At 69.7% G+C, this 24342-nt stretch carries 23 protein-coding genes; 9 read left to right on the forward strand and 14 right to left on the reverse strand.

The annotated features are described in order from the left end of the window. From NS4_RS07005 to NS4_RS07015, 3 genes are all read right to left on the reverse strand, one after another. Positions 1-274 (reverse strand): DNA glycosylase AlkZ-like family protein (locus NS4_RS07005; RefSeq protein ID WP_174552072.1); only part of this gene is annotated, 274 nt, incomplete at its 3' end. 4 nt (positions 275-278) lie between these two features. Continuing rightward, positions 279-467 carry a hypothetical protein gene (locus NS4_RS07010; protein WP_063058688.1) on the reverse strand — a complete coding sequence of 63 codons (189 nt, stop codon included), beginning with the start codon at positions 465-467 and terminating at the stop codon, positions 279-281. Between the two features lie 79 nt (positions 468-546). Further along, complete coding sequence (locus NS4_RS07015; RefSeq protein ID WP_063058689.1) at positions 547-1323, reverse strand: hypothetical protein; 777 nt, start codon at positions 1321-1323, stop codon at positions 547-549. Between the two features lie 216 nt (positions 1324-1539). On the opposite strand from NS4_RS07015, the gene NS4_RS07020 reads away from it, so the two are divergent. The 3 genes from NS4_RS07020 (at position 1540) to NS4_RS07030 (ending at position 6892) form a co-directional block, all read left to right on the forward strand. Further along, positions 1540-3180 (forward strand): ABC-F family ATP-binding cassette domain-containing protein, encoded by a 1641-nt coding sequence (locus NS4_RS07020; RefSeq protein ID WP_063058690.1) that lies wholly within the window; start codon positions 1540-1542, stop codon positions 3178-3180. A gap of 140 nt (positions 3181-3320) precedes the next feature. Further along, complete coding sequence (gene hrpB, locus NS4_RS07025; RefSeq protein ID WP_063058691.1) at positions 3321-5771, forward strand: ATP-dependent helicase HrpB; 2451 nt, start codon at positions 3321-3323, stop codon at positions 5769-5771. A gap of 164 nt (positions 5772-5935) precedes the next feature. Next, positions 5936-6892: a hypothetical protein gene (locus tag NS4_RS07030; RefSeq protein ID WP_063058692.1), complete on the forward strand. Its 957-nt coding sequence runs from the start codon at positions 5936-5938 to the stop codon at positions 6890-6892. A 44-nt stretch (positions 6893-6936) separates the two neighbouring features. Here the strand turns inward: NS4_RS07030 and NS4_RS07035 are convergent, their stop codons facing one another. The 4 genes from NS4_RS07035 to NS4_RS07050 are packed head-to-tail and all read right to left on the reverse strand — an operon-like array spanning position 6937 to position 10873. After that, on the reverse strand, positions 6937-7899 hold the full coding sequence (locus NS4_RS07035) for an ABC transporter substrate-binding protein (protein ID WP_063058693.1): 963 nt from the start codon (positions 7897-7899) through the stop codon (positions 6937-6939). 19 nt (positions 7900-7918) lie between these two features. After that, the gene (locus tag NS4_RS07040; protein WP_063058694.1) at positions 7919-8689 is read right to left on the reverse strand and encodes an ABC transporter ATP-binding protein; all 771 of its coding nucleotides are present in this window, start codon (positions 8687-8689) and stop codon (positions 7919-7921) included. 1 nt (position 8690) lies between these two features. Further along, the gene (locus NS4_RS07045; protein ID WP_084486977.1) at positions 8691-9545 is read right to left on the reverse strand and encodes an ABC transporter permease; all 855 of its coding nucleotides are present in this window, start codon (positions 9543-9545) and stop codon (positions 8691-8693) included. Continuing rightward, positions 9542-10873, reverse strand: a complete 1332-nt coding sequence (locus tag NS4_RS07050; protein ID WP_063058695.1) for an aryl-sulfate sulfotransferase — start codon at positions 10871-10873, stop codon at positions 9542-9544. Before NS4_RS07050 ends, NS4_RS07045 begins: the two co-directional genes overlap by 4 nt. A 159-nt stretch (positions 10874-11032) precedes the next feature. Here NS4_RS07050 and NS4_RS07055 point away from each other — a divergent pair, with 159 nt between their 5' ends. Beyond that, the gene (locus NS4_RS07055; protein ID WP_245665146.1) at positions 11033-12085 is read left to right on the forward strand and encodes a LacI family DNA-binding transcriptional regulator; all 1053 of its coding nucleotides are present in this window, start codon (positions 11033-11035) and stop codon (positions 12083-12085) included. 173 nt (positions 12086-12258) lie between these two features. Here the strand turns inward: NS4_RS07055 and NS4_RS07060 are convergent, their stop codons facing one another. Beyond that, positions 12259-13464 carry a glycoside hydrolase family 76 protein gene (locus NS4_RS07060; RefSeq protein WP_084486962.1) on the reverse strand — a complete coding sequence of 402 codons (1206 nt, stop codon included), beginning with the start codon at positions 13462-13464 and terminating at the stop codon, positions 12259-12261. A 61-nt stretch (positions 13465-13525) separates the two neighbouring features. Then, positions 13526-14491 (reverse strand): TetR/AcrR family transcriptional regulator C-terminal domain-containing protein, encoded by a 966-nt coding sequence (locus tag NS4_RS07065; RefSeq protein WP_063058697.1) that lies wholly within the window; start codon positions 14489-14491, stop codon positions 13526-13528. 251 nt (positions 14492-14742) lie between these two features. Here NS4_RS07065 and NS4_RS07070 point away from each other — a divergent pair, with 251 nt between their 5' ends. Both NS4_RS07070 and NS4_RS07075 read left to right on the forward strand, forming a co-directional pair. Continuing rightward, on the forward strand, positions 14743-15975 hold the full coding sequence (locus tag NS4_RS07070; protein WP_063058698.1) for an FAD-dependent monooxygenase: 1233 nt from the start codon (positions 14743-14745) through the stop codon (positions 15973-15975). 26 nt (positions 15976-16001) lie between these two features. Then, positions 16002-16451, forward strand: coding sequence for a VOC family protein (locus NS4_RS07075; RefSeq protein WP_063058699.1), 450 nt, complete (start codon positions 16002-16004; stop codon positions 16449-16451). A 191-nt stretch (positions 16452-16642) separates the two neighbouring features. On the opposite strand, the gene NS4_RS07080 is transcribed toward NS4_RS07075, so the two are convergent. Further along, the gene (locus NS4_RS07080; protein ID WP_218020314.1) at positions 16643-17275 is read right to left on the reverse strand and encodes a TetR/AcrR family transcriptional regulator; all 633 of its coding nucleotides are present in this window, start codon (positions 17273-17275) and stop codon (positions 16643-16645) included. 187 nt (positions 17276-17462) lie between these two features. Between NS4_RS07080 and NS4_RS07085 the strand changes: the two genes are divergently transcribed. Both NS4_RS07085 and NS4_RS07090 read left to right on the forward strand, forming a co-directional pair. Continuing rightward, positions 17463-19718 (forward strand): MMPL family transporter, encoded by a 2256-nt coding sequence (locus NS4_RS07085; RefSeq protein ID WP_063058701.1) that lies wholly within the window; start codon positions 17463-17465, stop codon positions 19716-19718. 205 nt (positions 19719-19923) lie between these two features. Beyond that, positions 19924-20772, forward strand: a complete 849-nt coding sequence (locus tag NS4_RS07090) for an LLM class F420-dependent oxidoreductase (RefSeq protein ID WP_063058726.1) — start codon at positions 19924-19926, stop codon at positions 20770-20772. 235 nt (positions 20773-21007) lie between these two features. On the opposite strand, the gene NS4_RS07095 is transcribed toward NS4_RS07090, so the two are convergent. Beyond that, positions 21008-21880: a TIGR03619 family F420-dependent LLM class oxidoreductase gene (locus NS4_RS07095; protein ID WP_063058702.1), complete on the reverse strand. Its 873-nt coding sequence runs from the start codon at positions 21878-21880 to the stop codon at positions 21008-21010. Between the two features lie 56 nt (positions 21881-21936). Between NS4_RS07095 and NS4_RS32030 the strand changes: the two genes are divergently transcribed. Further along, complete coding sequence (locus NS4_RS32030) at positions 21937-22611, forward strand: hypothetical protein (RefSeq protein WP_063058703.1); 675 nt, start codon at positions 21937-21939, stop codon at positions 22609-22611. On the opposite strand, the gene NS4_RS32035 is transcribed toward NS4_RS32030, so the two are convergent. The 3 genes from NS4_RS32035 to NS4_RS07110 all read right to left on the reverse strand — a co-directional run bounded on the left by NS4_RS32035 (position 22593) and on the right by NS4_RS07110 (position 24244). Beyond that, positions 22593-22754, reverse strand: coding sequence for a hypothetical protein (locus NS4_RS32035; RefSeq protein ID WP_157105927.1), 162 nt, complete (start codon positions 22752-22754; stop codon positions 22593-22595). The two genes, NS4_RS32030 and NS4_RS32035, sit on opposite strands and share 19 nt — an antisense overlap. Before the next feature lie 61 nt (positions 22755-22815). Next, positions 22816-23526: a type 1 glutamine amidotransferase domain-containing protein gene (locus tag NS4_RS07105; protein ID WP_063058704.1), complete on the reverse strand. Its 711-nt coding sequence runs from the start codon at positions 23524-23526 to the stop codon at positions 22816-22818. A gap of 142 nt (positions 23527-23668) precedes the next feature. Next, on the reverse strand, positions 23669-24244 hold the full coding sequence (locus tag NS4_RS07110) for a TetR/AcrR family transcriptional regulator (RefSeq protein ID WP_063058705.1): 576 nt from the start codon (positions 24242-24244) through the stop codon (positions 23669-23671). Between the last annotated feature and the right edge of the window lie 98 nt (positions 24245-24342).

Here is a 24342-nt window from a genome sequence, read left to right on the forward strand (position 1 = left end):
GCCACGCCAGCGCGTCGGCGGCGGTGACCAGATGGACCGTGCGGCGCATGAGGTGGGTACGCACCACCCGCCGTGTCGTGAGCAGTGCGTCGAGTATCGCCGGGTCGAAGGCATGCAGCCGTGACCACAGCCCGACGAAAGGTTCCTGCGGTTCCTGAGCCTGCAATCCACACAGATGTGCGACAGCATCGGACACCGGCAGATCGGCACGGTCGAGCAGCAACTGCCGGGCGAGAGTGGCCCGGTTGAGCGCGCGGACGGACAGCACGGTCATAGGGTCAGGCCACCGCCCGCTCGGCTGCCGGACGCCTTTGCCACGCCGGGAGTTCGACGGCGGGCGGCGCGTACGGCACATCGAGCGGGCGGAGATCCGTACCGGTTCTCCTCATGGTGTTTTTCTGTCGGGTGCCGATTTCCGGCATGGCGGACAGCGGCGGGCCGCACAGATGGGTGGTGGCGAGGGACACGGGTGCTCCTGGTTCGGGTCGGTGGCTCCGACAGCAACTTTCGCAGGGTCAGCGGCCAGAATGTGTCCTTTGTTTCGGGTCAGAAATCGAAACCGCCACCGTCGAAGCCGCCGCCGTCGAAACCACCCCAATCGCCCCCGTCGCCGCCCCAGTCGTCACCGCCGGGCCCGCCGTAATCCTGTTCTCCGGCGCCGAGCCCGTCTGCGTAGCCCTCACCGTAGCCCTGTTCGAACCCCGCGGCGCCGTAACCCACACCGGCCATCCCGGAGAACAGTGAGGTGAACAACAGCGCCGAGCCCACTCCCCAGGCACCGGCGACCATGGCCGGTTTCCACCAGGGCTCGGAATACCAGCCGGCCGGGACGGGGCGACCCGCGACGCGCCCACCCGGAAAGTAGTTCGGCGTGCCGGCCGACGGACGCGGCGACGCGGCGATCCGGCGATTGTCGAAGTCGATCACCCGCTCTTCGCTGACCTCACCCGCGGTGGCCTGCCCCGCCAACTCGGGTACGGCGGGGCCGGGGTCCATCTCCATGGCGATCCGGGCAGCCCGGATGTAGTAGAGCCCCTCGACCGCGGTCTGTTGCGCCAGCCGGGCCTGAACCGGGGTTCTGGCCTGGTCGACCTGTGCGCCCGCCGCGGTGTGGCGCTCCGCCGCGTCGGCGAGCGCTTGCTGCGCGGCCGGGTTGCTGCCGGACAGATGGTAGACCTGGCCGCCGAGACGCTCGTTCATCCGGCGGGCTTCGGCGAGCGCGTCGGCCAATTCGGTCGCCGCGCGCATATTGTTCTGCCGGGACCGCCACACCAGGATCGACGCCACCAGCACCGCCGCCACCGCGATCAGTAGCCACTCCATGGTCACGCACTCCTTTTGTCAGCGGAGCACCGTGCCGACCAGCGTACTCGCCGGACAGAGGCCCACGGCCCGGCCGGAGGGCCCGGCGGGTACCGACCCGATCTCGGGTTGCCGCCCCCGGCGCCACCGACGGTGTCCACGTCGTCGTCGGTGCGTTCGCGGCCGGCCCGCTACCGCGACGGTGGGCGCCCGGAGAGGAAAGGCAGAATATGCCCGGTGAGCGCAACTCTGCAGGCGAGCGGCCTGTCGGCCGGACACGCCGAACGCACCCTGTTCGCCGACCTCGATTTCACTCTCGCACCCGGGGATGTGGTCGGCCTGGTCGGCGTCAACGGCGCGGGCAAATCGACGCTGTTGCGCATGCTCGCCCAAGGTGCTCCGGCCGAGGGCACGATCACCCTGAGCCCGCCGGATGCCACCGTCGGTTACCTGGCCCAGGAACCCGAGCGCCTCGACGGTGAGACCGTGCTCGGTTTCCTCGCTCGCCGCACCGGCGTCGCGCATGCCCAGCGGCTCATGGACGCAGCCGCCGAACGCCTCGGCGAGGGTGGTGCCGACGACTACTCTCCCGCCCTCGAGCGCTGGCTCGCGCTCGGCGGGGCCGACCTGGATCAGCGCGCCGCGGAGGTCGCCGCCGACCTCGGGCTCACCGGCAATCTCGCGGGCGGCCTGGCCACCCCGATGACCGGTCTGTCCGGCGGGCAGGCCGCCCGCGCCGGTCTCGCCTCGGTACTGCTGTCGCGCTTCGATATCCTGCTGCTCGACGAACCCACCAACGATCTCGATCTCGACGGTCTCGAACGCCTCGAACGCTTCGTCAACGGGGTGCGGACCCCACTCATGATCATCAGTCACGACCGGGAGTTCCTGACCCGTACCGTGAACAGCGTGCTCGAACTCGATCTCGCCCAGCAGCAGATCGGCTACTACGACGGTGGCTACGACGCCTACCTGGCCGAGCGCGAGATCGCGCGCCGGCACGCCCGCGAGGCCTATGACGAATACGCGGCCACCCGAGCCGGACTGGAGGCCCGGGCGCAGATGCAACGCAACTGGCTGGAACACGGTGTGCGCAACGCACGCCGCAAGAGCAAGAACGACTCCGACAAGGCCGGCCGCAAGACCCGCGCCGAATCCACCGAGAAACAAGCCGCCAAGGCTCGCCAGACGCAGCGGCGTATCGAACGTCTCGACGTGGTGGAGGAACCGCGCAAGGAGTGGGAGCTGCGGATGACGATCGCGGCCGCGCCGCGTAGCGGTACCGTCGTGGCGGCAGCCGGTGATGCCACCGTGACGCGCGGTGAGTTCACCCTCGGGCCGGTGACCACCCGGATCGACTGGGCCGACCGCATCGTCGTATCCGGCGCGAACGGTTCCGGTAAGTCCACCCTGCTCGCACTGTTGCTCGGCAAGCTCGCTCCCGACACGGGCACGGCGGCGTTGGGTTCCGGGGTGCTCGTCGGCGAGGTCGACCAGGCACGCGGTCTGTTCCGCGGGGGCGCCACTCTTGCCGCCACCTTCGGCGCGGCCATACCCGACCGGCCGGATGCCGAGGTACGCACCCTGCTCGCCAAGTTCGGTCTGCGCGGGCCACACGTCAACCGCGCCTGCGACACCCTGTCACCCGGCGAGCGCACCCGGGCCGCGCTGGCGCTGCTCCAGGCCCGCGGCGTGAACCTGCTCGTCCTGGACGAGCCGACCAACCATCTCGACCTGCCCGCCATCGAACAGCTCGAGCAGGCCGTCGACTCTTTCACCGGCACGCTCCTGCTGGTGACCCACGACCGGCGGATGCTGGATTCGGTGCGGGCGACCCGGCGCTGGCACCTGGCCGGCGGCCGGCTGCGCGAGGACTAGGTGAAGGCGGCGCCGAGGCCGTCGGCGAACGGGTCGCCGATCAGATGTTTGCCGGCGGCGCAACCCCGGGAACAGCGGTTTCCCATGCGATCCGGTGGTGGATATCGCGGACCCGAGCCGATGCCGCAGACTGACCGGTAATGGAACTGCCCGTGCTCCCCGACCTACCGATTCGGGACGTTCTCGATCATGTTGTCGAGACGTTGACCGGACGCGGGACCGCCGTGCTGGTCGCGCCGCCGGGAACCGGGAAGACGACACTGGTGCCCTTGGCGCTTGCACAGCGCGCTGCCGGACGGGTGGTCGTGGCCGAGCCGCGACGGTTGGCGGCTCGGGCCGCGGCCGGGCGGATGGCCGCGCTGCTGGGCGAGCAGGTGGGTGGCACCGTCGGCTACTCGGTCCGCGGGGATCGGCGAGTGGGGCGGCACACCCGGATCGAGGTCGTCACGTCCGGATTGCTGGTACGCCGGTTACAGGACGATCCCGAGTTGACGGGGGTCGAAGTCGTCGTGCTCGACGAATGCCATGAACGGCATCTCGACGCGGACCTGCTGCTGGCGTTGCTACTGGACGCCCGGGCCGGATTGAGACCGGATCTGCGGGTGCTCGCGACCTCGGCAACTGTTGCCGCCGAACGTCTTTCGACACTTTTGGACGGAGACCACCCGGCGCCGGTCGTACAGGTCCAGGCCCGAACTCATCCGGTGGACACGACATATCTTCCGTCGTCACCACGGGAACGGATCGAAGCACATGTCGCACGCGCCACCCGCGCCGCGCTCGCCGCGACCGCGGGCGACGTACTGGTCTTCCTGCCCGGCGCGGCCGAAATACGCCGGACAACAGCTCTTCTCGACGGACTGGACGACATCGACGTCGTTCCGTTGCACGGCAGACTCTCGGCGAGGGCGCAGGACACGGCGCTACAACTCGGGCCCCGGCGGCGGGTGGTGTTGTCCACCGCGGTGGCGGAGTCGAGTTTGACAGTGCCCGGAGTGCGGGCGGTGGTCGATTCGGGACTGGCCCGGGTACCACGCATCGACCGGGCCCGGGGCCTGTCCGGCCTGGCCACCGTGCGGGTCTCGGCGGCGGTGGCAGAGCAACGAGCCGGGCGGGCCGGGCGTGAGGCGCCCGGGCGCGTATGGCGCTGCTGGCCCGAATACGAGCACGGCACACTGCCGGCCTATCCGGAGCCGGAGATCCGGACAGCGGATCTGACGCGTTTGGCGCTGGAGCTGGCCTGCTGGGGCACGAGCGACGGCCGGGGTCTGAGCTGGTGGGATGCTCCGCCGCCCGGTGGATTGGCAGCCGGCCGGGAGGTATTGCGCGCTTTGGGGGCGGTCGGCCCAGACGGTGCGGTGACCGACCGCGGGCGGCGCATGGCCCGGATCGGACTGCATCCCCGGCTGGCGCGGGCATTGCTCGACGGCGCCGCCGTGGTCGGTCCGCGGGCGGCCGCGGAGGTCGTCACCGTCCTCGACGACGACACTCACCTGTCCGGTGTCGATCTCACGGCCGGTCTGCGGGTGCTACGTCGTGAGCGGCCGGAGCGCTGGCGGCGAGAGGTGGAGCGGCTGGCCCGATCGGTCGAGGGGCCGGAGGGGGACGACGATCCGGCTCTCATCGTCGCGCTGGCCCATCCGGAGCGGCTGGCCCGACGACGCGCAGCGGGTTCGAGCAGCTATCTCATGGCAGGCGGTACCGCGGTGACGCTGCCGCCCGGCGCCGGAACAGGCGATACGGAGTGGTTGGCGATCGGCGTCGCCACACGCGATCCCGGTCGCGCCGAGGGGGTCGTACGGCTGGCCGCGGCCGCCGATGAACAGCTGGCCCGCCGAGCCGCATCGAACCTGCTGACCACCGTCGAGGAAATCGATTGGATCGACGGCGAGGTGGTCGCGCGGCGCATCGAACGACTGGGCGCGGTCATCCTGTCGGCCACCACGGTTCCCGACCCGGATCACCGATTGCTCGGCGCGGCGATACGGCGCGGGCTGAACTCGTCCGGACTCGGTATCCTGTCCTGGAATTCCGAGGCCCTCGCCCTACGTCAGCGCCTCGACTTCCTGCACCGCACACTCGGTGCCCCCTGGCCGCCGGTCGACGACGAGTCCCTGCTCGCCGACACGGATACGTGGCTCGGCCCCGAACTCGCCGCCGCACGCCGCCGCGCCGACCTCGAACGTATCGACGCCGGCCAGGCACTACGTCGCCTGCTGCCCTGGCCGGAAGCCGCCCGTTTGGACGAATTGGCTCCCGAGCGGATTGAGGTCCCTTCCGGCAGCCACCCCCGTCTCGACTACTCGGCCGACCCACCGATTCTCGCGGTCAAGGTGCAGGAGGTCTTCGGCTGGACGGACACACCCCGCCTGGCCGACGGTCGGGTCCCCATCGTGCTGCATCTGCTCTCCCCCGCCCAACGCCCGGTCGCGGTGACCGCGGATCTCACCTCGTTCTGGCGGACCGGCTGGCGCGGGGTTCGCGCCGATCTGCGCGGCCGCTACCCCAAACATGCGTGGCCGGAAGACCCGGCCACCGTGCCGGCCCATCGGGGCACCGCCCGCAATGTCCGGCCGCGTCCACCGCGCTGACTCCACGCGCGGCTGCTGTCACGGCCCGCGGACCATGCTGGTCGGGCGCGCCGGTGCCGGCGACCGGCCGAAGGGATCGAGGTGATTGCGCGGTGATTGCCGGGTCGCGCAGACTTGGGCCCGGACAACGGTCCGGCTCAGCGCGCACAGGGAGGTCAGGGGTTTTGATCCATCGCACGCTCGCGCTCGTCGCAGCCGTATTGCTCACCGGGCTGGGCTGCGATGACGAGACCGGTCTACAAACCGGAGGCGCAGGAGCTCCGGCGCCTCCGACCCCACCGCCGCAGTTCTGGTCGCAATCCCCCGCCACCCCGCAGCAGTATGCGGCCGTCGCCGAGGCGACCCGGCAGATCGACGTCTGCGCGCTGATCCCCCGCGACACCCTCGATGACCTGGGCCTCGGCGATATCCAAAGCGTTACCGTCGGCCTGTACTCGTGCCGGGCCGCCCTCGGTGCCACGGGCAGGGCCGCCACTCTCACGTGGCATTCGACCCTGCTGCCCACACTCACCCCCCACCGCGGCCGCAGCGAACAACTGGGTGACGTGAGCACCCTGGTCGTCCCCGGCCGTGACGACGATCCCCGTGCCTGCGGCGCCACCGGACGCTTCCCGGCAGGCGCCGCGTTCTACCTCAGCGTCTCGGCGCCCGACCGTGATTCGTGCGTGGTCGCCGATAGTTTGCTGCCCGGTATGATCGACCGCTGGCGGCAGTCACCACCCCAGGGCACCTCACCCGATACCGCGCCCACGGTGCTGCTCGGCGCCGACCCGTGCGCGGTGCGCGCGAAACTGACCGGCACCGCCGATACCGACGAGCGCCGGTTGACCCAATGCCTGTTCCGGTACCGGGACGAAACCGTCACGGTGGTGTACGACTACCGCGTCCCCGATCAGGTACGAACCCGCAGCAGCGAGGAGAAGATCGACGACCGCGCCGTCTTCCGCTCCACCTCGCTCTACGACAGCAGCATCCCGATCTATGCGACGGTTGTCGGACCCGAATTACCCTCCGGCAGTACCGCTTACGTGTCGCGCGTGCCGGTGGTCGAGGTCACCTCGGCCACCGATGACGTCGCCCGCGAGGTGATGTCACGGGCGCTGACACTCTTTCCGCAGTGAGAGTTCCGCCGGCCCGCCCCTCGTCCGCGCGGGCCGCTCCGCGGCTACTGCGCCTGCGGCAGGAATTGATCGTCCAGGAGCCCCGCGTAATCGGGGAGCTGTGTTCCGGCGGCGATCGACCCCTGGGTCCCGGCCCAGGTACCGAGTTCGGTGAGCTTCCCGGCGAGATCTGGATCCAGTCGCAGCGTGAAGTCGAATTGCGACAGGACGTCCCCCAGCAGGGTGGGATCGAGCTGGGTCGCGGTGGCTACGGCGGCGACGGCGGTATCGGAGATCTGCTCGAGTTCGGCGCCCGCGTCGTCGAGTGCGGCGAAGAAGGAGGTGATGGCGGGGCTCTTCGCCGCGATCGCCGCCTGGGTGGCGAGGTAGAGACTGTGCTGGCTGTAGCCGCCGCCGGCGAGTTCGACGGCGTCGGCGCCCAGGGCCTCGACGACCTGCGCCTGATACGGCTGGAAGATCGATACGGCATCGACATTGCGCTGGGTGGCGGCGGTGACCGTCGCCGACGGGGAGACCTGCACCAGATTCGCCGCCACCGCGTGCTGTGCCAGCGTATCGGCCGCGAAGTAGGCGGCGCTCGTACCGAGCGGGGTACCGATCGACTTGCCCGCCAGGTCCTCGACGCGCTGGATACTCGCACTCCGGCGCGCGACTATCCGTGACCCCTCCCAGCGCGCGCCGTCGCCGACCACGCGCAACGACGGGGAGCGCGTCAGTACGGCCGAGGTCGGCACATCGGCGGCGGTGGCGATATCGACCTGGCCGGCGGAGACGGCCTGCAGCGCCTCGATACCGGACGGGAAATTCACGACCTGAACCTTCACGCCGTGCTTGTCGAAGTAGCCGCCGTCCACGGCGACGGGGATCTGCGCCCAGGACGGATCGACGACGAAACCGACGGTGAGGGTATCGGCATCGCCACCGGAGTCGCCGCAGGCGACGACGGACAGCGACAGTGCGACAGCCGTGAGGGTGGCGGCCAGCAGGCGCCCGAGACGGATCTTCACGATGATGCGGCTTTCTCTTTCAGTGACGGACCGACCGGGCATCGTGGTCGATGCCCAGTTCGTGGTGGAGTGCTCTGCGGATTTCGCTGTATCCGCGTTGTTCGGCGAGCGTGTCGGCGGGACGCGGCCGGGTGAGCGGATTGGTGAGCTGTTCGACGATGCGGCCGTCGCGCAGCACGCTGACCGTGTCGGCCAGCCGGATCGCCTCATCGATGTCGTGGGTGACGAAGACGACGGTGCGGTGCAGGCGGGTCCACAGATCGATGACGAGATCCTGCATTTTCAGCCGGGTGAGTGCGTCCAGCGCGGCGAACGGCTCGTCCATCAGCATCACGGCCGGCTCGCCCGCGAGCATCCGGGCGATACTGACCCGCTGCCGCATTCCGCCGGAGAGTTCATTGGGCCGGCGCCGGCCCACCTCGGGCGCGAGTTCGACGAGATCGAGAAGTTCGGGAATGCGGGCGCGGCGGCGGCGGACATCCACCGCGCCGGCCCGCAGCGCGAATTCGATATTGTCGGCCACGCTCATCCACGGGAAGAGGACATCGCGCTGAAAAGCCATGCCCCGGCGCGGCCCCGGCGCGGCAACGATTTCGCCGTTGTCGGTGACCGTGCCCGCCGTGGGGGCGATCAGCCCGGCCAGACAGTGCAGCAGAGTGGATTTCCCGCTGCCCGAGGCGCCGACGAGGACGGAGAAGGAGCCGTCCGGGATCGTCAAAGCCACCCGGTCCAGCGTGGGCGCCGGTTGACCGGGAAAGTGCACGACCAGGTCGTGGGTCTCGATCGTCATATCAGTGCTCCTCGGCGGCCCAGCGCGTCACCGGCGCGGTGACCGCGGCGATCGCGAGATCACATACGGCTCCGATGATTCCCAGGATGATCAGGCAGGCGATGAGCCGGTCCGCTTGGGAGAACAGCTGCGCCTGATAGATGCGGTAACCGATACCCGCGGTGGTACCGGTCATCTCGGCCACGACGATGAGAACGAACGCCATGGCCGCACCCACCCGTAGCCCGGAGGCGATATCGGGTGCCGCTTCGGGAAGTACGATCCTGGTCAGGATCTGTCCCCGGCCGGCTCCCAGGCAGCGTGCGGCCCGCAGATAGTCCACGGGTGTACTCGCCAGTCCCGCATGGCTGTTGATCCAAACCGGTACGAAGACGCCGAGCGCGATGACCAGCGTCTTACTGCTCTCTCCCAGACCGAACCAGAGAATCGCCAACGGAACCAGACCGATGGTCGGAATCGGCGACAGCAACCGCAGCACCGGTTGCAGCAGGTTACGGCCCACCGCCGTGGTCGCGGTGAGCACCGCGGCCACGATCCCGGCCGCCGCGCCGAGGAAGAATCCGGCGAACGCCCGCCGCAGACTGGCGGCGATATCCGCGGCCAGCAACCCGTCGGTCCACAGTGTCCGGGCGGCGGCCAGGATCTCGGGGACGCCGGGAAAGAGTTCGCGCGGAAACTCGCCGCTGGCCACGACCAGACTCCACACGATCGCGGCCACCCCGAGCCCGACGACCGCCCAGCCCAGCGCTCCGAACCGGTTGAGCCACAGGGGAACTCTTGACACGCCCCCGGCACGGCCCGCCGGGGCGGCCGGCGCCGCGTTGCCGGCGGCCGCCGGGATCGACCGGGTGGTCATATCTGCGCGCTTCCCCGGCCGGGCGCGCCGACGGCGCGGGCCGATATGTGCGGTGTACCGGCCGGAACCCATTCGACGGGCACCCACTGCGCCCGGTAGACCAGCGGGGTGCGGGTGAGCCGGTCGACGCCGGGGACCCGTGGCGTTTTCACCTCGGGTTCGCCCGCGACACCGTAACCCTCGTACGGGCTGTGGTACTCCCACACCACCTCACCGTCCGGGGTCACCTGGAACAGCCGCCCCTGCATACCCTCGGTGACGAGCGTATTTCCGCCCGGCAACCGCTGTGCGTTGCTGACGAACGAGCTGAAGAACGTCCACGACGGCAGGCCGGAATCCTCGGCCGTGTACTGCCAGACGATCTGCTCGGTCCGCGGATCGACCTCGAGGACCCGAGAACCCGCGTAGATGCCGATCGCGGCCGGTGGGTACCCCGCACCGCCCTGGTTGTCGAAGATCAGGATATTGCCGGCACCGGGTAGACCCGCGGCGATCATGTGTGGATTGTGCTGGCCCGAGATCTGATCCAGCGGCCGCGGCACCTTGTGGGCGTTGATCCGCTGGTGCTGGGCACCGGGGGTTTCGCCGAAATAGGGGCCGAGCTTCCAGACCACGGCGCCGGAGGCCTTGTCGATCAGCGCGACGATATTGGCCTTGCGGAAGCTGACCAGGACGTTGTCCGGATGGAAGACCGTGCCCGGGTCGGCGTCGTGCCACCGATTGGGACCCAGCGATTTCGCGCTGTTCATCTCGAGGTAGCCCCATGGGTCCTCGGGGTCCCGGGCCGCCGTCTCGCGCAGAGCTTTCCAACCGCGCTCGGAGAACCCGAACTCGTGCAGGTGATCACCGGCCAGCCACTGCCAGACGATTTCGCCGCGTTCGTCCACCTCGAACAGACCCTGGTCGCCGACGGTCGAGTCACCGAGATCGGGCACCACCCGCGGCACGGTGACCAGCAGCAGCCGGTTTCCGTTCGGCAGCAACTCCCAGTCGTGGTTCTGCCGAGCCGCACCCCCGGGGGCCTGGGTTCCCCATTCCCAGAGGCGGTCTCCGGACCAGTCGAGCTGGCCGACGGTGCCGTTGGCGTAGATCCCGCCGCGGGCGTCACCGCTGTCGGAGAGCTGGACTCCCACATCGCCGAGCCGGCCGCCGGTGAGTGCGGGGTCGAGCAGGCGCGGCGGCACACCGGCGAAGGGCCAGTCGTGCACGACGGTGCCGTTGAGGTCGATGAGCCGGGTGACCGAATCGGCGCCGGTGAAGAGAACATAACCGTCACGGACGTTCTCGGGGTCGCAGTAGGTCACGCCCGCCGGTCGTGTGTATGCCATGTCGTCCAGTTCACCTATCGCTCATTACGCCCGAGGGTCGTGCTGGTAACCGTTCTAATCGTTTAGCGTAGGAGGGCGGCGCAGGCGGGCACAGTGTAAGAATCCGAGTGAACGAAACCCTCCGGCACGACCGTGCGCGACAATGAGACTGGACCGATCGTGAGCCCAAAACGCCCTACTCTCACCGATGTCGCCAAGCGCGCCGGTACCTCCACCGCGGTGGTCAGCTATGTCATGAACGACGGACCCCGCCCGGTCTCCGACCGGCTCCGGGCCCGAGTCCTCGCCGCCGCGGACGAACTCGACTACCGGCCCGATCGCTTTGCCCGGGCACTGCGCCGGCCGCGGCGATGGCGGCAGATCGGACTACTGGTCCCGGATATGACGATGCCGCTGTACGGCGCGTTCGCCGGGCGGATCGAGATCGAGGCGCGGGCGCGCGACCATCTCACGATGATGGGCAATACCGGTTTCGACCCGGAACGCGAACTCGAATTCGCCGCGGCCTTCACAGATGTCGGGATCGACGGCCTCGTCGTCGTCGGCGCGGTCGACGCCCCCGGAACCGGCGAGATCTGCGGGCGAGCGCGGGTTCCCGTGGTCTGGGTGCACAACAGCCGCGGCGATACCGAGGTACCGGTTGTCGGCGGCGACCACGTCGGCGCAGGCCGGCTCGCCGCCGGCCATCTCGTCGACGTACACCGATGCGAGAAGCTCGTGTTCGTGGGCGGTTTCACCGCCGGGGAGGTGCGCCACGGTGACCGCGAAACCGTCGCGCAGCGATTCCAGGGCTTCGCCGCCGCTTCCGGCGGTCGCGGCGATGTCGTCCGCACCGACCTGACGGCCGGCAGCGCGTACACCGCGGTCGGCACCTACCTGCGCGGATGCCCGGAGCCCCCGCAGGGCATGGTGGTCGGAACCAGCGCCCAATCCGCCGCCGCGATGCGCGCGGTCACCGACGCCGGACTGCGCATACCGGAGGATGTACGGGTCGTCGGATTCGACGGCGCGACCGCCGACCACTTCGGGCAGATCACGCTCACCTCGGTGCGCCAGCCGGTCGACCTCATCACCCGTCGTGCGCTCGCCCGCCTGCTCGACCCACCGAACGGTGATCGTGACATCGAGGGATCCGACCCGATGGAGGTCTCCCTCGATGTCGGCGAATCCTGTGGCTGCGAGCTCTCGCCGGGAGGCCTCGGCGCCCCCTGAGGGCTGTACACCCGGAGCGGCACCGATCCGGCGGGACGACCCACGCCACCCCCGGCACCTACTCGGCGACCGTTTCCGGAGCCGCTGGTCTCCGGGGCCGGACCGGATCTCAGTGGTAGGACCGGGTGCGGGTGGGCATGACGCGCGGCGCGACAGCCGGCCGCACCGGCAGGTCAATATCCCGCGGCGGTGAGCCGGTAATCGGCTTCGAACAGCATCCACCCGCTCAGCTGTACCGAGAGATCGCGGCTCAGATTCGCCGCCGAAGCAGGGGGGAAGTCCGTGAGCCGGCGAAACGCCCCCGGCGGCTCGGGCACCGTCACCGCGCGGGTCCAGTCCGCGCCGAACAGTGGCAACCCGTCCGCCTCCGCCCGATGACCCCAGGCCGCCCGTGCGGACGCGTGCACGATGGCCGCGGCGGTGGTGTCGCCCAGGGACAGTGCGGCCATCGCGAGATATCGGGCGAGAATCCCCATGAACAGGCCGGTATCGGCCTCGGCGGCCGCGACGATCACCCCGGCGTCCGTGAGCCCGGCCTCGGCCGCGGCGACCAGCGCCGCCACCCGGCGGCGATGCCGGGCCTCGCCGGTGCGGACGGCCAGCTCGGTCTCCAGGCCGATGGCCACGCCCTGGCAGTAGGTGTGCACGGTCCGGTCCACAGGTCCACCGGGGTCGTGGACACCGTCGAAGATCAGGCCGCTGCGGGTGTCGCGCAACCGGGTGTGCAGGAAGTCGGCGAGTCGGCCGGCGTGGGCCGGCGAGCCCAGACGCACCAGCGCGATACCGGCCGGACCGTTCGTGGGGGCGTTGTAGTAGTCGGCACCGAAGCGCCACGGCAACGCACCGACGACCGGATTCCAGCCCTCGATCAGGGCAGCCCGCAGTTCCCCGACCGCGTCGCCGAACCGGATACCGAGCAGCCGGTCGGCCCGTTCCAGCGCCAGCGCCAGCCACGCCATATCGTCGTAGTATCCGTTGGTCCAGCCGGTGATATTGCGGGCGCGGATACCGCGCGCGAGGGAAGCGACCCGGTCGACGCGTTCGGGGGTGCGGGCACGATACGCGGCATCCACTGCACAGTCGAGCAGGTGAGCTTGCCACCAGTAGTGCCACCGGACGAGCGAGCGTTCCGGTAACGAAGCCGGCCAGGTGAGCGCGCCCAGCCGCGTACGCGGCAGTCCCCACAGGGTGCGCACGTGCCGCGCCACGATCGCCCGCTCGGCCAGATCCGCCCGTTGCCCGGCCGTTCGGGGGCCGGCGGACACGGTTCGGGTGATCGGCCCCGCCTGTATCGGCTGGGCGAATACGGTGAGTGCGATCCCGGCGCCGGCCGCACACAATACGCTGCGCCGGCTGATCCCGGTGTTCCGGCGATCCATCCGCCCGGACTCCCCTTGCTGACCAACGACCCTCGGAGCTGGAAAACCGTGCAGTGGAAGTCTAACCCGCCACGACCCCGCCGGCCGGGTTGGCGAGCAGTACGGCCAATCCGTCCAGGTGCCGCGCGAGGCCGTACTCGAAAAGTCCGTCCAGATCAGCGGTCGTCTCCTCCGGAGCCGCCGCGAGCAGGGGAAACCGGCCGGTGCCCAGCAGCTCGTGGGCGCGGGTACGCGCTGCCGCCCGCCAGCCGTCGAGCGTGACACCCGTGTTCTGCTCGGCCTCGGCCTCCTCCGCCATCGACAGCGCCGCGGTGAGGACGAGCGAATGCAGCGTGAGGGCTTCGCGCATCCGGACCTGCGCGGACAGCCCTGACCCATCGAGGGCACGGAGGATCCATTCGGTCTGCGCCATCGTGTTGAGTGCGAGCAGGGGGCGGGTGAACGAGACCACCCGGGGCAGCCAGAGATGCCGTCTGCACAACTGCCATTGCAGGCGGGCGATCTGTTCGAGGTCGGCGCGCCAGCCGAGCGCACCGGGCTCCGGAAGGTCGAGTTCCCCGAATGCCGCGTCGGCCATCTGGGTCAGTAATTCGTCTTTGTTCGCAACACAGCGGTACAGCGACATCGGGCCGACGCCGAGCTCGGCCGCCAGCCGTCGCATCGAGACCGCCTCGAGCCCCTCGGCATCGGCGATCGCGATGGCCGTGCGCAGTAGACGCTCACGATGCGGCTCCCCCCGGGCGGGCACCGGCCGCCGCGGCGCCCGGGTGATCACCGGACCGGCCACGGACGCCCCGGATGCGCTGACCACGGTGCCCGAACCGACTCTCGCCTCGACCAGGCCCTCCGCGCGCAGCAACGCTGTCACCTTGGTCGCGGTCGCGACCGCGACCCCCCACCGCCGGGCGATCTGCCTTACGGAGGGCACTCGGTCTCCGGGCCGGAGTTCACCACTTTCGATCCGGGTCCGAAGCTGCGCGGCGATCGCCCGATACGGCGGCCCCGGATGCTGCGCCTGTGCCGACATGATCCTCCCTTTTTCATGTGCCCTATCCGGGCCTCCCGCCAAGTGTACTAGTCCACCTGCCGACCGCACTAGTCCACTATTTCCCACCAAAACTGGTGCCAATCAATGCGTTACACCTATTCTTGCGCTATACAGATACGCCGTATTTGTACGCCGTAGCAGCAGTCATTCGCACGGTCGCCGTCCCCTCCCCTGCTTCCGGAGCCACCCGGCCGGGGCGCAACGGTGACCTCCACGGGAGAGGAGAAGAAGTGAGGGAGAACCGGAGCATTCTCATATCCGGGGCAGGGATCGCCGGGCCGGCCCTGGCGTTCTGGCTACACAGATACGGTTTCCACCCGACGGTGGTCGAACGCGCGCCCGCGCCCCGCAGCGGCGGCCACCCGGTGGATATCCGCGGTACCGCCCGGGAGGTGGCCGAGCGGATGGGCATCGTCGACCGGGTCCGGGCGGCGAACACCGGAGCGCGGGGCATGGCCTTCGTCGACGCGACGGGCAAGCGGGTGGCGACAATGGACACCGAGGTTTTCGGCGATTCGGGCGGTCCCGTGGCCGAGCTGTCGATCCTGCGGACCGATCTCGCCCGTATTCTCTACGACATCACCCGCGCCGACGTCGAATACATCTTCGGCGAGACGATCGGCGCCGTCGCACAGGACCGTACGGGTGTCCACACCGACTTCGAGAACGGCGCGTCCCGGCGCTTCGATCTGCTGGTCGGCGCGGACGGAGTGCACTCGAATATTCGGCAGCTGGCGTTCGGCCCGACCGAACGCTACCTGCGCGACCTCGGGTCCTATATATCGCTGTGCAACGCCACCACCGAGCGCGACCACGACGGCTGGCGGCTGATGTACACGGTGCCCGCGGGCAACGGCCGGCCCGGCCGGACCGCCGCCCTCTACCCGAAGCCCGAGCCCGGCACCGCCCTGGCCGGGTTCTTCCTCCGTTCGGCGCCACTGCGCTACCACCGCGACGATATCGACGAGCAGAAGCGGATCGTGGCCCGGGCCTTCGCGGGGGACGCGTGGGAGGTCCCCCGCATGCTCGCCGCCCTCCGGGATGCCACCGACTTCTACTTCGACAGAGTGGTCCAGATCGAGGTGGACACCTGGTCCCGGCAGCGGACGGTACTGCTCGGGGACGCCGCCTACTGCGCGTCGCCGATGTCCGGGATCGGCACCAGCCTCGCCCTCGTCGGCGCCTACATCCTGGCGGGCGAGCTCGCCGCGGCCGACGGCAACCACACGATCGCCTACCCCACCTACGAGGCGAAGATGCGCCGGTTCGTGGACCGCGCCCAGGAATTCGCACGCAACGCCGGCGACGGCGGCCTCATGCCGGACTCGCGGCTTCAGCTCTGGCTGCGCAATCAGGCGATCCGCACCCTCCGGTATCTGCCGAGACGCTTCGTCGGCCGCGGCATGGAGAAGGTGGCCCACACGGTCGAACTCGACGACTACCGCACCCCCGCCCATCACTGAGACACCCGGTACGAAGGAGAGAGAACATGCAAGCGAGCACATTCCTGTGGTTCGACGGACACGCGGAGGAGGCCGCCGAGCTCTACACCCACGTGGTCGCCGATTCAGCGATCCTGGACCGGCGACGGGACGCGGACGGCCGCGTCGTCACCGTCACCTTCGAGCTCGGCGGACAACGCTGTATAGCCCACAACGGCGGACCACAGTTCACCTTCGGCGGTGGGCTCTCGCTGTACCTCGAATGCGGCAGCCAGGAGGAAGTCGATACCGCGTGGGCGGCGCTCACCGCGGGCGGTGAGGAGGGTCCGGGTGGTTCGCTGACCGATCGCTTCGGGGTCGCCTGGCAGGTCGTCCCGACCGCACTCGCGGAACTGCTGGCGGACGCCGAGCCGGCCGCGGCCGACCGTATCCTCACCGCGGTACACGCCATGACCCGGATCGATATCCAGGGTCTGATCGAGGCACGCGACCGATGAGTGCCCGGCCCGAGTCCTCGGATGCCCGCGTCACCGGTCGCCGTGATCACCGGCGCGGTAACCCCTGGCGCCGAAGGTGATCCAGCTCGGCATACCGGCACGACGACTGCCGAGCCGGTGAGCGTCGCGGCGCGCGCAGGCGTGACAGCGACCCAGCCCGTAACACCGACCGCGGTGGCCGAGCCGCGGGTTCACGGCTCGGGTTCGCCCGGGAGGAACTCGGCCGAAGGGGCCTCGGCGCGCAGGGCGGCCAGTGCGAGCCGAGCATAACGACGCCAGATATCGGGATCCCGGATATCGAGATCGATCAGGGCGCGCGCCGCACCGGAGACGAGGACCTGGATATCCATTCCGGTGGCGTCCGCGCGCAGGCTGCCCTGCGCGCGCCCGAGCGCCAGCATCTCCTCCAGATGCTGTTCCAATCGGTCGTCGCCGAACCCTTCGACCCCGCTGAGCACCTCGATCATCAGCCGGTCCTCGGCCAGCCGGGTGGTGACCTGTTCCAGCAGCGCCTCGAGCGCGCGGTAGGCGTCGGTGCGCGCCGCCTCGGCGGCGTCGGTGGCGAGCTGGTGGAACCAGTCGAGGTGCATCCGCGCCAGCGCGCGCACCAGGTCGGACTTGGTCGGGTAACTGCGGTAGACGGTGGCCTTGCCCACGCCGGCGCGCGCGGCCACCTGCGGGATGGTGGCCCCGATGCCGTATTCGGTGAACACTTCGATCGCCGCCGCCAGCACGCGCTCGTGATTTTGCCGGGCGTCGGCCCGGCGCCCGGCCCAGCTCTCGGCGTCGTCGGTGTGCGTCGCGTCCCGCTCGGAAGTCGGCATGGTTGTCATCGTGCCGCCTGCGCGGCCGCCGGATGCAACGGGTCGTACTGAGACCCACGTCTCATCACGGGGGCCGAGGTGAGTTGCTCCACATCTGCCTCCCTGAAGTGGACCCTCGGGTCCGGTTGCTCCTACCCTGGAGCATAACCGGACCACATGGTCCACATAATCATATGGAGGAGCACGCATGGCGTGGCAGTTGTTCCGGCTCGGCCGGTGGTCGTTCGTCCACCGCAGGGTGGTGGCGGCCGTCTGGGTGGCGCTGCTGGCCGTCCTGGCGGTCGGGGCGGCGACATTGTCGGGGAAGACGAGCGAGAAGTTCGAGCTGCCCGGTATCGAATCCACGCAGGCATTCGAACTGATCGAGGAACGCAGTCCGCAGGCGAAGCCCGACGGCGCGACCGCGCGCGTGGTGTTCGAAGCGCCCCCGGGCCGTACGCTGACCGAACCCGGTTACAGCTCGGCGATCACCACGGCGCTGCGTGGGCTGACCACCGAGAATGTGCAATCGGTGACCGATCCGGTCACCGGGGGCACCATCTCCGAGGACGGCCGGGTCGGCTACGCCGCGGTCGGCTACAGCAAGACATCCAACGAACTCCTCGATTCCGACCGGACCGCACTGGAGAACGCCGCGCACGCCGCGCAGGACGCGGGGCTGCGCGTCGCCGTCGGTGGTGACGCGCTCACCGAATTCGAAATGCCTCTGGCCGAGGTGATCGGCGTCGCGGTCGCGCTGGTGGTGCTGGCGATCACCTTCGGATCGCTGGTGGCCGCGGGCATGCCGCTGCTGACCGCGCTGGTCGGGGTGGGGATCGGGATGCTCGCCATCACCACGCTCACCGGATTCGTCGAGCTCAGCTCGGTGACCCCGGCCCTGGGCACCATGCTGGGACTGGCGGTCGGCATCGACTACGCGCTGTTCATCATGTCCCGGTACCAGAGCGAGGTCCGCGCGGGCCGCTCACCGGAGGAGGCCGCCGGTCGGGCGGTCGGTACCGCGGGCTCCGCGGTGGTCTTCGCCGGGCTGACCGTCGTCATCGCCCTGGCCGGCCTGGCCGTGTGCAATATCGGGTTCCTCACCCAGATGGGCCTGGGCGGCGCGTTCACCGTCGCGATCGCCGTGCTCATCTCGCTCACTCTGCTCCCGGCCATCCTGGGCTTCGCCGGTGACAAGGTCATGCGCGGACGCCCGCGCTACCTGGCGAAGGAAGCCGGCGGTGCGGAGTTCCGCACCCACGGCCGCCGCTGGGTGGAGGGGATCTCCCGGCGTAAATGGCCCGCGCTGGCCGGCGGTATCGCCCTCGCCGCCGTGGCCGCCCTCCCGATGGCGTCCATGCAGCTGGCGCTGCCCGACGACTCCAGCAAACCCGCCGGCAGCGACGCCCGGGTGGCCTACGACTTGATCGCCGATAACTTCGGCGCCGGCGCCAACGGCCCGCTCGTCGTGGTCGTCGACACCGCGAACGCCCCCGACCCGGTCGCGGCCGTGCAGACGGCCACCGACCACCTGCAGGCACTGGCCGCGCGGGCCGGCTCGGATATCGCCACCGTCGTCCCGGCGGTCACCAGCGCCGCCCCGCAGGCCCAGCAGGCCTTCACTCAGCAACTCGCGACGGTCCGGTTCGCCACCCTCACCGTGATTCCCGGCTCCGGTCCCTCGGATCAGGCCACCAAGGATCTCGTCGCCGAGATCCGGGCCGCCGTCGCCGATCTGCCCGCCGAGACCGGCGCCCGCGCACTGGTCACCGGCCAGACCGCGGTCGGGGTCGATATCGCCAACAAACTGACCCAGGTGTTTCCGATCTACCTCGCCGTGGTGGCGGGGCTGGCGATCTTCCTGCTGATCGCGGTGTTCCGCTCGATCTGGGTGCCGATCAAGGCGGCGCTGGGCTTCCTGCTCTCGGTCGGCGTCTCGCTCGGCGCCACTGTCGCGGTCTTCCAATGGGGCTGGCTGAACCAGCTGATCGGCCTCGACAGCACCGGCCCGGTGCTGTTCATCCTGCCGATCCTGCTGACCGGCATCCTGTTCGGTCTCGCCATGGACTACGAGGTCTTCCTGGTCAGCCGGATGCGCGAGGCCTACGTCCACGGAGCCCCGGCCCGCCGCGCCGTGCTCGAGGGGTTCACCCACAGCGCCCGCGTGGTGGTCGCCGCCGCGATCATCATGGTCGGCGTATTCGCCGGGTTCGCGCTCACCGACGATGTCATCCTCAAGACCATCGGTTTCGCGCTCGCGGTCGGCGTGCTCGCCGATGCCTTCCTGGTCCGCATGCTCATCGTCCCCGCGTTCATGTCGATCGTGGGCGAGCGGATCTGGTGGATGCCGAAGTGGCTGGCGCCGCTCGTGCCCGCCTTCGATATCGAGGGCGAGAAGCTCACCGAACGGCTCGACGGCGCCTCCGGTGAGCCCACCGACGAACGGGTCCTGACCGCGCACTGATCCGGCATCCATTGCCGCATCGGCCTGCTCACCACGGTGTTCCGGTGCTGCCGCGGTCGCCTTCGACGAGGCGACCGCGGTCCGGGCACCTGTCGAACCCAGTGGGCGGCGGCGCCCGCAGCCCCGCCCCCTGTCCCCGATTCACCGGGTGGAGCACCGCGATTCGGCTTGACCTGGAGTCCACTCCAACTTCTAGCCTGTGGTCATGCGATTCGCGTTCAAGACCTCACCGCAGGACACCACCTGGGCCGATATGCTGGCCGTTTGGCGGGCCGCCGACGATATCGAGATCTACGAATCCGGATGGACCTTCGACCACTTCTATCCGATCTTCTCCGATTCCACCGGGCCGTGCCTGGAGGGCTGGACCACGCTGACCGCACTGGCTCAGGCCACCGAACGCCTGCGGCTCGGCACCATGGTGACCGGTGTGCACTACCGGCATCCCGCGGTGCTGGCCAATATGGCCGCCTCGCTCGACATCATCTCCGGCGGTCGTCTCGAACTCGGGATCGGCGCCGGCTGGAACGAGGAGGAGTCCGGCGCCTACGGCATCCCGCTGGGCACCATCACCCAGCGCATGGACCGGTTCGAGGAGGCCTGCCAGGTACTGATCGGACTGCTGAGCCGGGAGACGACCGATTTCGATGGCAGGTTCTATCGGCTGACCGGCGCCCGCAACGAGCCCAAAGGCCCGCAGCGCCCGCATCCACCGATCTGTATCGGCGGCAATGGCGAGAAGCGCACGCTCCGGATCACCGCCCGCTACGCCCAGCACTGGAACTTCGTCAACGGCACCACCGAGGAATTCGCGCGCAAACGCGATGTCCTGGCGGCGCACTGCGCCGATATCGGCCGCGATCCGAAGGAGATCCTGCTCTCGGCGCAGCGACGGCTCGATCCCGGCCTCGGTTACGGAGAGCTGATCGAGTGGGCGGCCGCGCTGGGTGCCGAGGGCCTCGATCTCGCGATCGTCTACCTGCCGCCACCGCACGATCCGGCGGTGCTGGAGCCGCTGGCCGAGGCCATCCGGGATTCCGGGCTCGCGTCGTGAACCGGGCACGGACGGCTCGCCCCCGCATCTGCTGAACAGCTGTGCGCCGTGGGGCGAGTCCGCGGAGGGATCGAAGGGTGCGCCGGCCGAGGGCGCGAGCGGGTGTCCGGCGACAGCCGACGCCGCCGAACGGTCAAGCGGCGGAACGGCGGAGCGACGGCCCGCCGACGGCACGGCACCGGCCGGGTCGCAGTCGGCGATCGAATCGCCCGGCGCGACCCGGGCGCGTACGCGCTCAGGTGGTGCGGACGATGACCTGCTCGGCGAACCGGGACAGGTTGGCGATCTTGGTGTCCAGGCTCTCCGCGTCCTGCTCGCGGGTGTAGGGATTACGGAATCCGACGATCACATCGGTGACCCCCTTGTCCTCCAGACGTTTCACGCCGTCCACGGTGAAACCGTCCAGCGAGATGACGTGCACCTCGAAATCGTCGCGCGTGCCGTATTCCGCGCGCAACGCGTCGAGTTCGGTGAGCAGCCGGTCCAGTTCCGCCGGATCGCCGCCGGCGTGCATCCAGCCGTCACCGTGCCGGGCGGCCCGGCGCAGCGCGGGACGGCTGTGCCCGCCGATGAGCAGCGGAATCGGTTCGGTGGGTACCGGCGCGATCTTGATCGGCGGCAGATCGTAGAACTCGCCGTGGAATTCGAAATACCCGCCGGCGGTGAGACCGCGGACGATCTCGAGACATTCGTCCATCCGCTTGCCCCGCTTGTCGAACGGCACGTCGAAGATCTCGAAATCGTCGGGCCACGGGCTGATCCCGACACCCAGTCCGAGCCGGTTGCCGCTCAGCGCCGCCACCGACGCCGCCTGCTTGGCCACCAGCACCGGGGGGCGGATCGGCAGCTTGAGGACGAACGGTGTGAACCGCAGGGTGGTGGTGGCCGCGGCCAGCGCGGCGGCGAGTACGAAGGTCTCGACGAAGGGCTTGTCCTCCAGGAACTCCCGGCTGCCGTCCGGGGTGTAGGGATAGGTGGCATCGGAGTCGCGTGGATAGGCAATGCTGTCGGCCAGCACCATCGAGGTGTACCCGGCCGCCTCGGCGGCCTGCGCCAAGGGGATGTAGTAGGACGGGTCGGTCATCGTCTCGGCGTAGGTGAACCGCATAATCGGCCTTTCTGCTGATCGGTCGGGTGAAGTAGAACACGTGCTAGTTTTTCGCGATGGCAAAACTGATCATCGCGCTGCACGGCACCGCCCTCGATGCCCGGCTCGCCGCGCCGGAACTTCGGAACGCCCTGGCCACCGCGGGGGCGACCGCCGTCGCGCTGAACCTCGACGACGCCGACGTGGCACCCGCGATGATGCGCTTCGGCCCCGCCGCGCCGATCACCGCGCTGGTCTCGGTGTGGACCGACGGCGACCCCGCCGCCGCCATCGACGCGGTGGCCGAGGCGGCGGAGGAACCCGCACCGCACGCCTACCGGGTGCGCGAGCACATACGCCTGGACCCGCTGCCGGTACCCGACGGCACGCGCAGCGACGCACTCGCCAACATCGCACTGCTCCGTCGGCCCGAGTCGATGCCCCGGGCGGAATACCTGCGGTACTGGCTGGTCCACCACACCCCGATCGCAATCCGCACCCAGAACACCGTGGCCTACATCCAGAACGTCGTCGAGGAATCGTTCACCCCGTCGGCACCGGAGATCGCGGCCGTCGTCGAGGAACATTTCCCTATGGCGGCGATGACCGACCCGCACGCGTTCTACGGCAGTGGTGGTGACAGGACCGAACTCGACCGCCGGATCACCGAACTGATGGACAGCGTCGCCCGCTTCGGCGCGGACACCGGGCTGGATCTGGTGCCCACCAGCCGTTACCACTGGAACCTCTGAGAACACGGCTCCGCGGCGGCCGCAGCCACTCCGGCCTGCTGGGCCAGGTCGTTGGCGCTCAGCGTGCGGACGCCACCGAGGAGCACCGCTTCCACAGCCTCGGCGAAGGCCTGGGCGCCGGCCGGTGCGCGACCGTCGGCCATATGTCCCCCTCGATGACGAGTTGCCCGTCTTGACGGCAGTGCGCCAGGGAACGAACGCGTCTCAGGGGCGAGCCTGCGACGTGTTGCCCGCGAGGGCCTCGACGACCTTTCGCGCCGTGGCCTTGGCCGAGCCCGGGTTCTGGCCGGTGACGAGGTTGCCGTCGACGACGGCGTAGGAGACGAACGGCAGCTTCGCCTTCTCGTAGAGCGCGCCGCGCTCCTTCGCGCGCTCCTCGGCGTTGTAGGGCACCAGCTTGTCGACGCGGGCGAGCACCTCCTCCTGCCAGGCGAAGCCGGTCATGTGCTTGCCCGCGATGAGGTAGGAGCCGTCGGAGAGCCGGGTGTTGAGCAGCCCGCAGTAGCCGTGGCAGACCGAGGACACGACGCCACCGCGCTCGTAGAGCTCGCGGGTGATGCGCTGCAGGCCTTCGGAGTCGGGGAAGTCGTACATCACGGCGTGGCCGCCGGTGAAGTAGATGGCGTCGAAGTCGGCGGAGTCGATCTCCTCGGGGCTCTTCGTGGTCGCGAGGAGCTCCATCTTCGCGGGGTCGGCGCGCCAGGCCTTGGCGGTCTTGTCGTTGTTCGGGAACTTCAGCGCCCGCGGCTCGAGCGGCGAGGGGCCGCCTGCCGGGCTGACCAGGGTCTGCTCGAAGCCCGCCTCGTCGAACACGTGCCAGGCGTGCGTGAGCTCGGAGAGCCACAGCCCAGTTGCGTGGGACGGGTCGTCGTAGTGGCCGACGTTGGTGACTACGTGGAGGACACGCTTGGTCATGGCTGATCTTCCTTCATGCTGGGGCGATATGGGCATCCTCAGCTCCGGTCCCGGACGGAGGTCGGCACTGGCATATGCAGTGCCAGCTGGCCTTCGGTGGTGACGTCGAGCTGGATCGTCCGGATCGGTTTCACGACACGCGTCAGGAGCCGGCCGACGCCATCGCGAGGAAAGCACTGCGCACCCGCTCGGCGACTTCCTCGCCCGACGCCGCCTGCAGCTTGCCGTCGAGGTACAGGCAGGCCAGCCCATGAGCGAGCCCCCAGCCGGCCGACGCCAGGGCGGAGGCGTCCACCTCAGGCAAGACCTGGTCGAGCGCGTCGGCCAGCAGCTCGTGCAGGACGTCAGCGGCCTCGACCCGCTCGTCATCCGCATCGTCGCACGGCTTGCCGAACATCAGGCGGAAGAGAGCCGGGCGCCGCAGCGCGAAGGCGACGTAGGCGACCGCGAACTCGGCCAGGTCCGGGAGCGAGGCGGGGGGGTTGCGCCCCTCGCCCAGATCCGCCAGCAGGTCCCGGAAGCCCTCGACGGCCAGTGCCGACTCCAGTGCGTCGCGGTCCTTGAAGTGGCGGTACGGCGCCGTCGGCGACACGCCGGCCCTGCGCGCAATGGCGCGGAGCGAGAAGGGCTCGCCGGCCTCGAGCATCTCCATCGCGGTCGACAGCAGTGCCGCCCGCAGGTCGCCGTGATGGTAGCCACCCTTCTCCGATGTTGACATTGCTCACTTCGCCCTTCTACGCTTTGTTAGCACCGTAAACATAGCGCACGTCCGGAGGAACCCGAGACCCGATGTCCCCACGCACGAACCCGCGCCCC

It is taken from the genome of Nocardia sienata NBRC 100364, assembly GCF_001613205.1.
In the GTDB taxonomy this organism is placed as follows: Bacteria; Actinomycetota; Actinomycetes; order Mycobacteriales; family Mycobacteriaceae; genus Nocardia; species Nocardia sienata.

Bases quoted from the DNA above. Each gene is read 5' to 3' on its own strand.
- NS4_RS07015 (WP_063058689.1), bottom strand. From the start codon at position 1,323: ATGGAGTGGCTACTGATCGCGGTGGCGGCGGTGCTGGTGGCGTCGATC.
- hrpB (WP_063058691.1), top strand. From the start codon at position 3,321: ATGGAACTGCCCGTGCTCCCCGACCTACCGATTCGGGACGTTCTCGAT.
- NS4_RS07040 (WP_063058694.1), bottom strand. From the start codon at position 8,689: ATGACGATCGAGACCCACGACCTGGTCGTGCACTTTCCCGGTCAACCG.
- NS4_RS07045 (WP_084486977.1), bottom strand. From the start codon at position 9,545: ATGACCACCCGGTCGATCCCGGCGGCCGCCGGCAACGCGGCGCCGGCC.
- NS4_RS07050 (WP_063058695.1), bottom strand. From the start codon at position 10,873: ATGGCATACACACGACCGGCGGGCGTGACCTACTGCGACCCCGAGAAC.
- NS4_RS07060 (WP_084486962.1), bottom strand. From the start codon at position 13,464: ATGGATCGCCGGAACACCGGGATCAGCCGGCGCAGCGTATTGTGTGCG.
- NS4_RS07065 (WP_063058697.1), bottom strand. From the start codon at position 14,491: ATGTCGGCACAGGCGCAGCATCCGGGGCCGCCGTATCGGGCGATCGCC.
- NS4_RS07075 (WP_063058699.1), top strand. From the start codon at position 16,002: ATGCAAGCGAGCACATTCCTGTGGTTCGACGGACACGCGGAGGAGGCC.
- NS4_RS07080 (WP_218020314.1), bottom strand. From the start codon at position 17,275: ATGCCGACTTCCGAGCGGGACGCGACGCACACCGACGACGCCGAGAGC.
- NS4_RS07085 (WP_063058701.1), top strand. From the start codon at position 17,463: ATGGCGTGGCAGTTGTTCCGGCTCGGCCGGTGGTCGTTCGTCCACCGC.
- NS4_RS07090 (WP_063058726.1), top strand. From the start codon at position 19,924: ATGCGATTCGCGTTCAAGACCTCACCGCAGGACACCACCTGGGCCGAT.
- NS4_RS07095 (WP_063058702.1), bottom strand. From the start codon at position 21,880: ATGCGGTTCACCTACGCCGAGACGATGACCGACCCGTCCTACTACATC.
- NS4_RS32030 (WP_063058703.1), top strand. From the start codon at position 21,937: ATGGCAAAACTGATCATCGCGCTGCACGGCACCGCCCTCGATGCCCGG.
- NS4_RS32035 (WP_157105927.1), bottom strand. From the start codon at position 22,754: ATGGCCGACGGTCGCGCACCGGCCGGCGCCCAGGCCTTCGCCGAGGCT.
- NS4_RS07105 (WP_063058704.1), bottom strand. From the start codon at position 23,526: ATGACCAAGCGTGTCCTCCACGTAGTCACCAACGTCGGCCACTACGAC.
- NS4_RS07110 (WP_063058705.1), bottom strand. From the start codon at position 24,244: ATGTCAACATCGGAGAAGGGTGGCTACCATCACGGCGACCTGCGGGCG.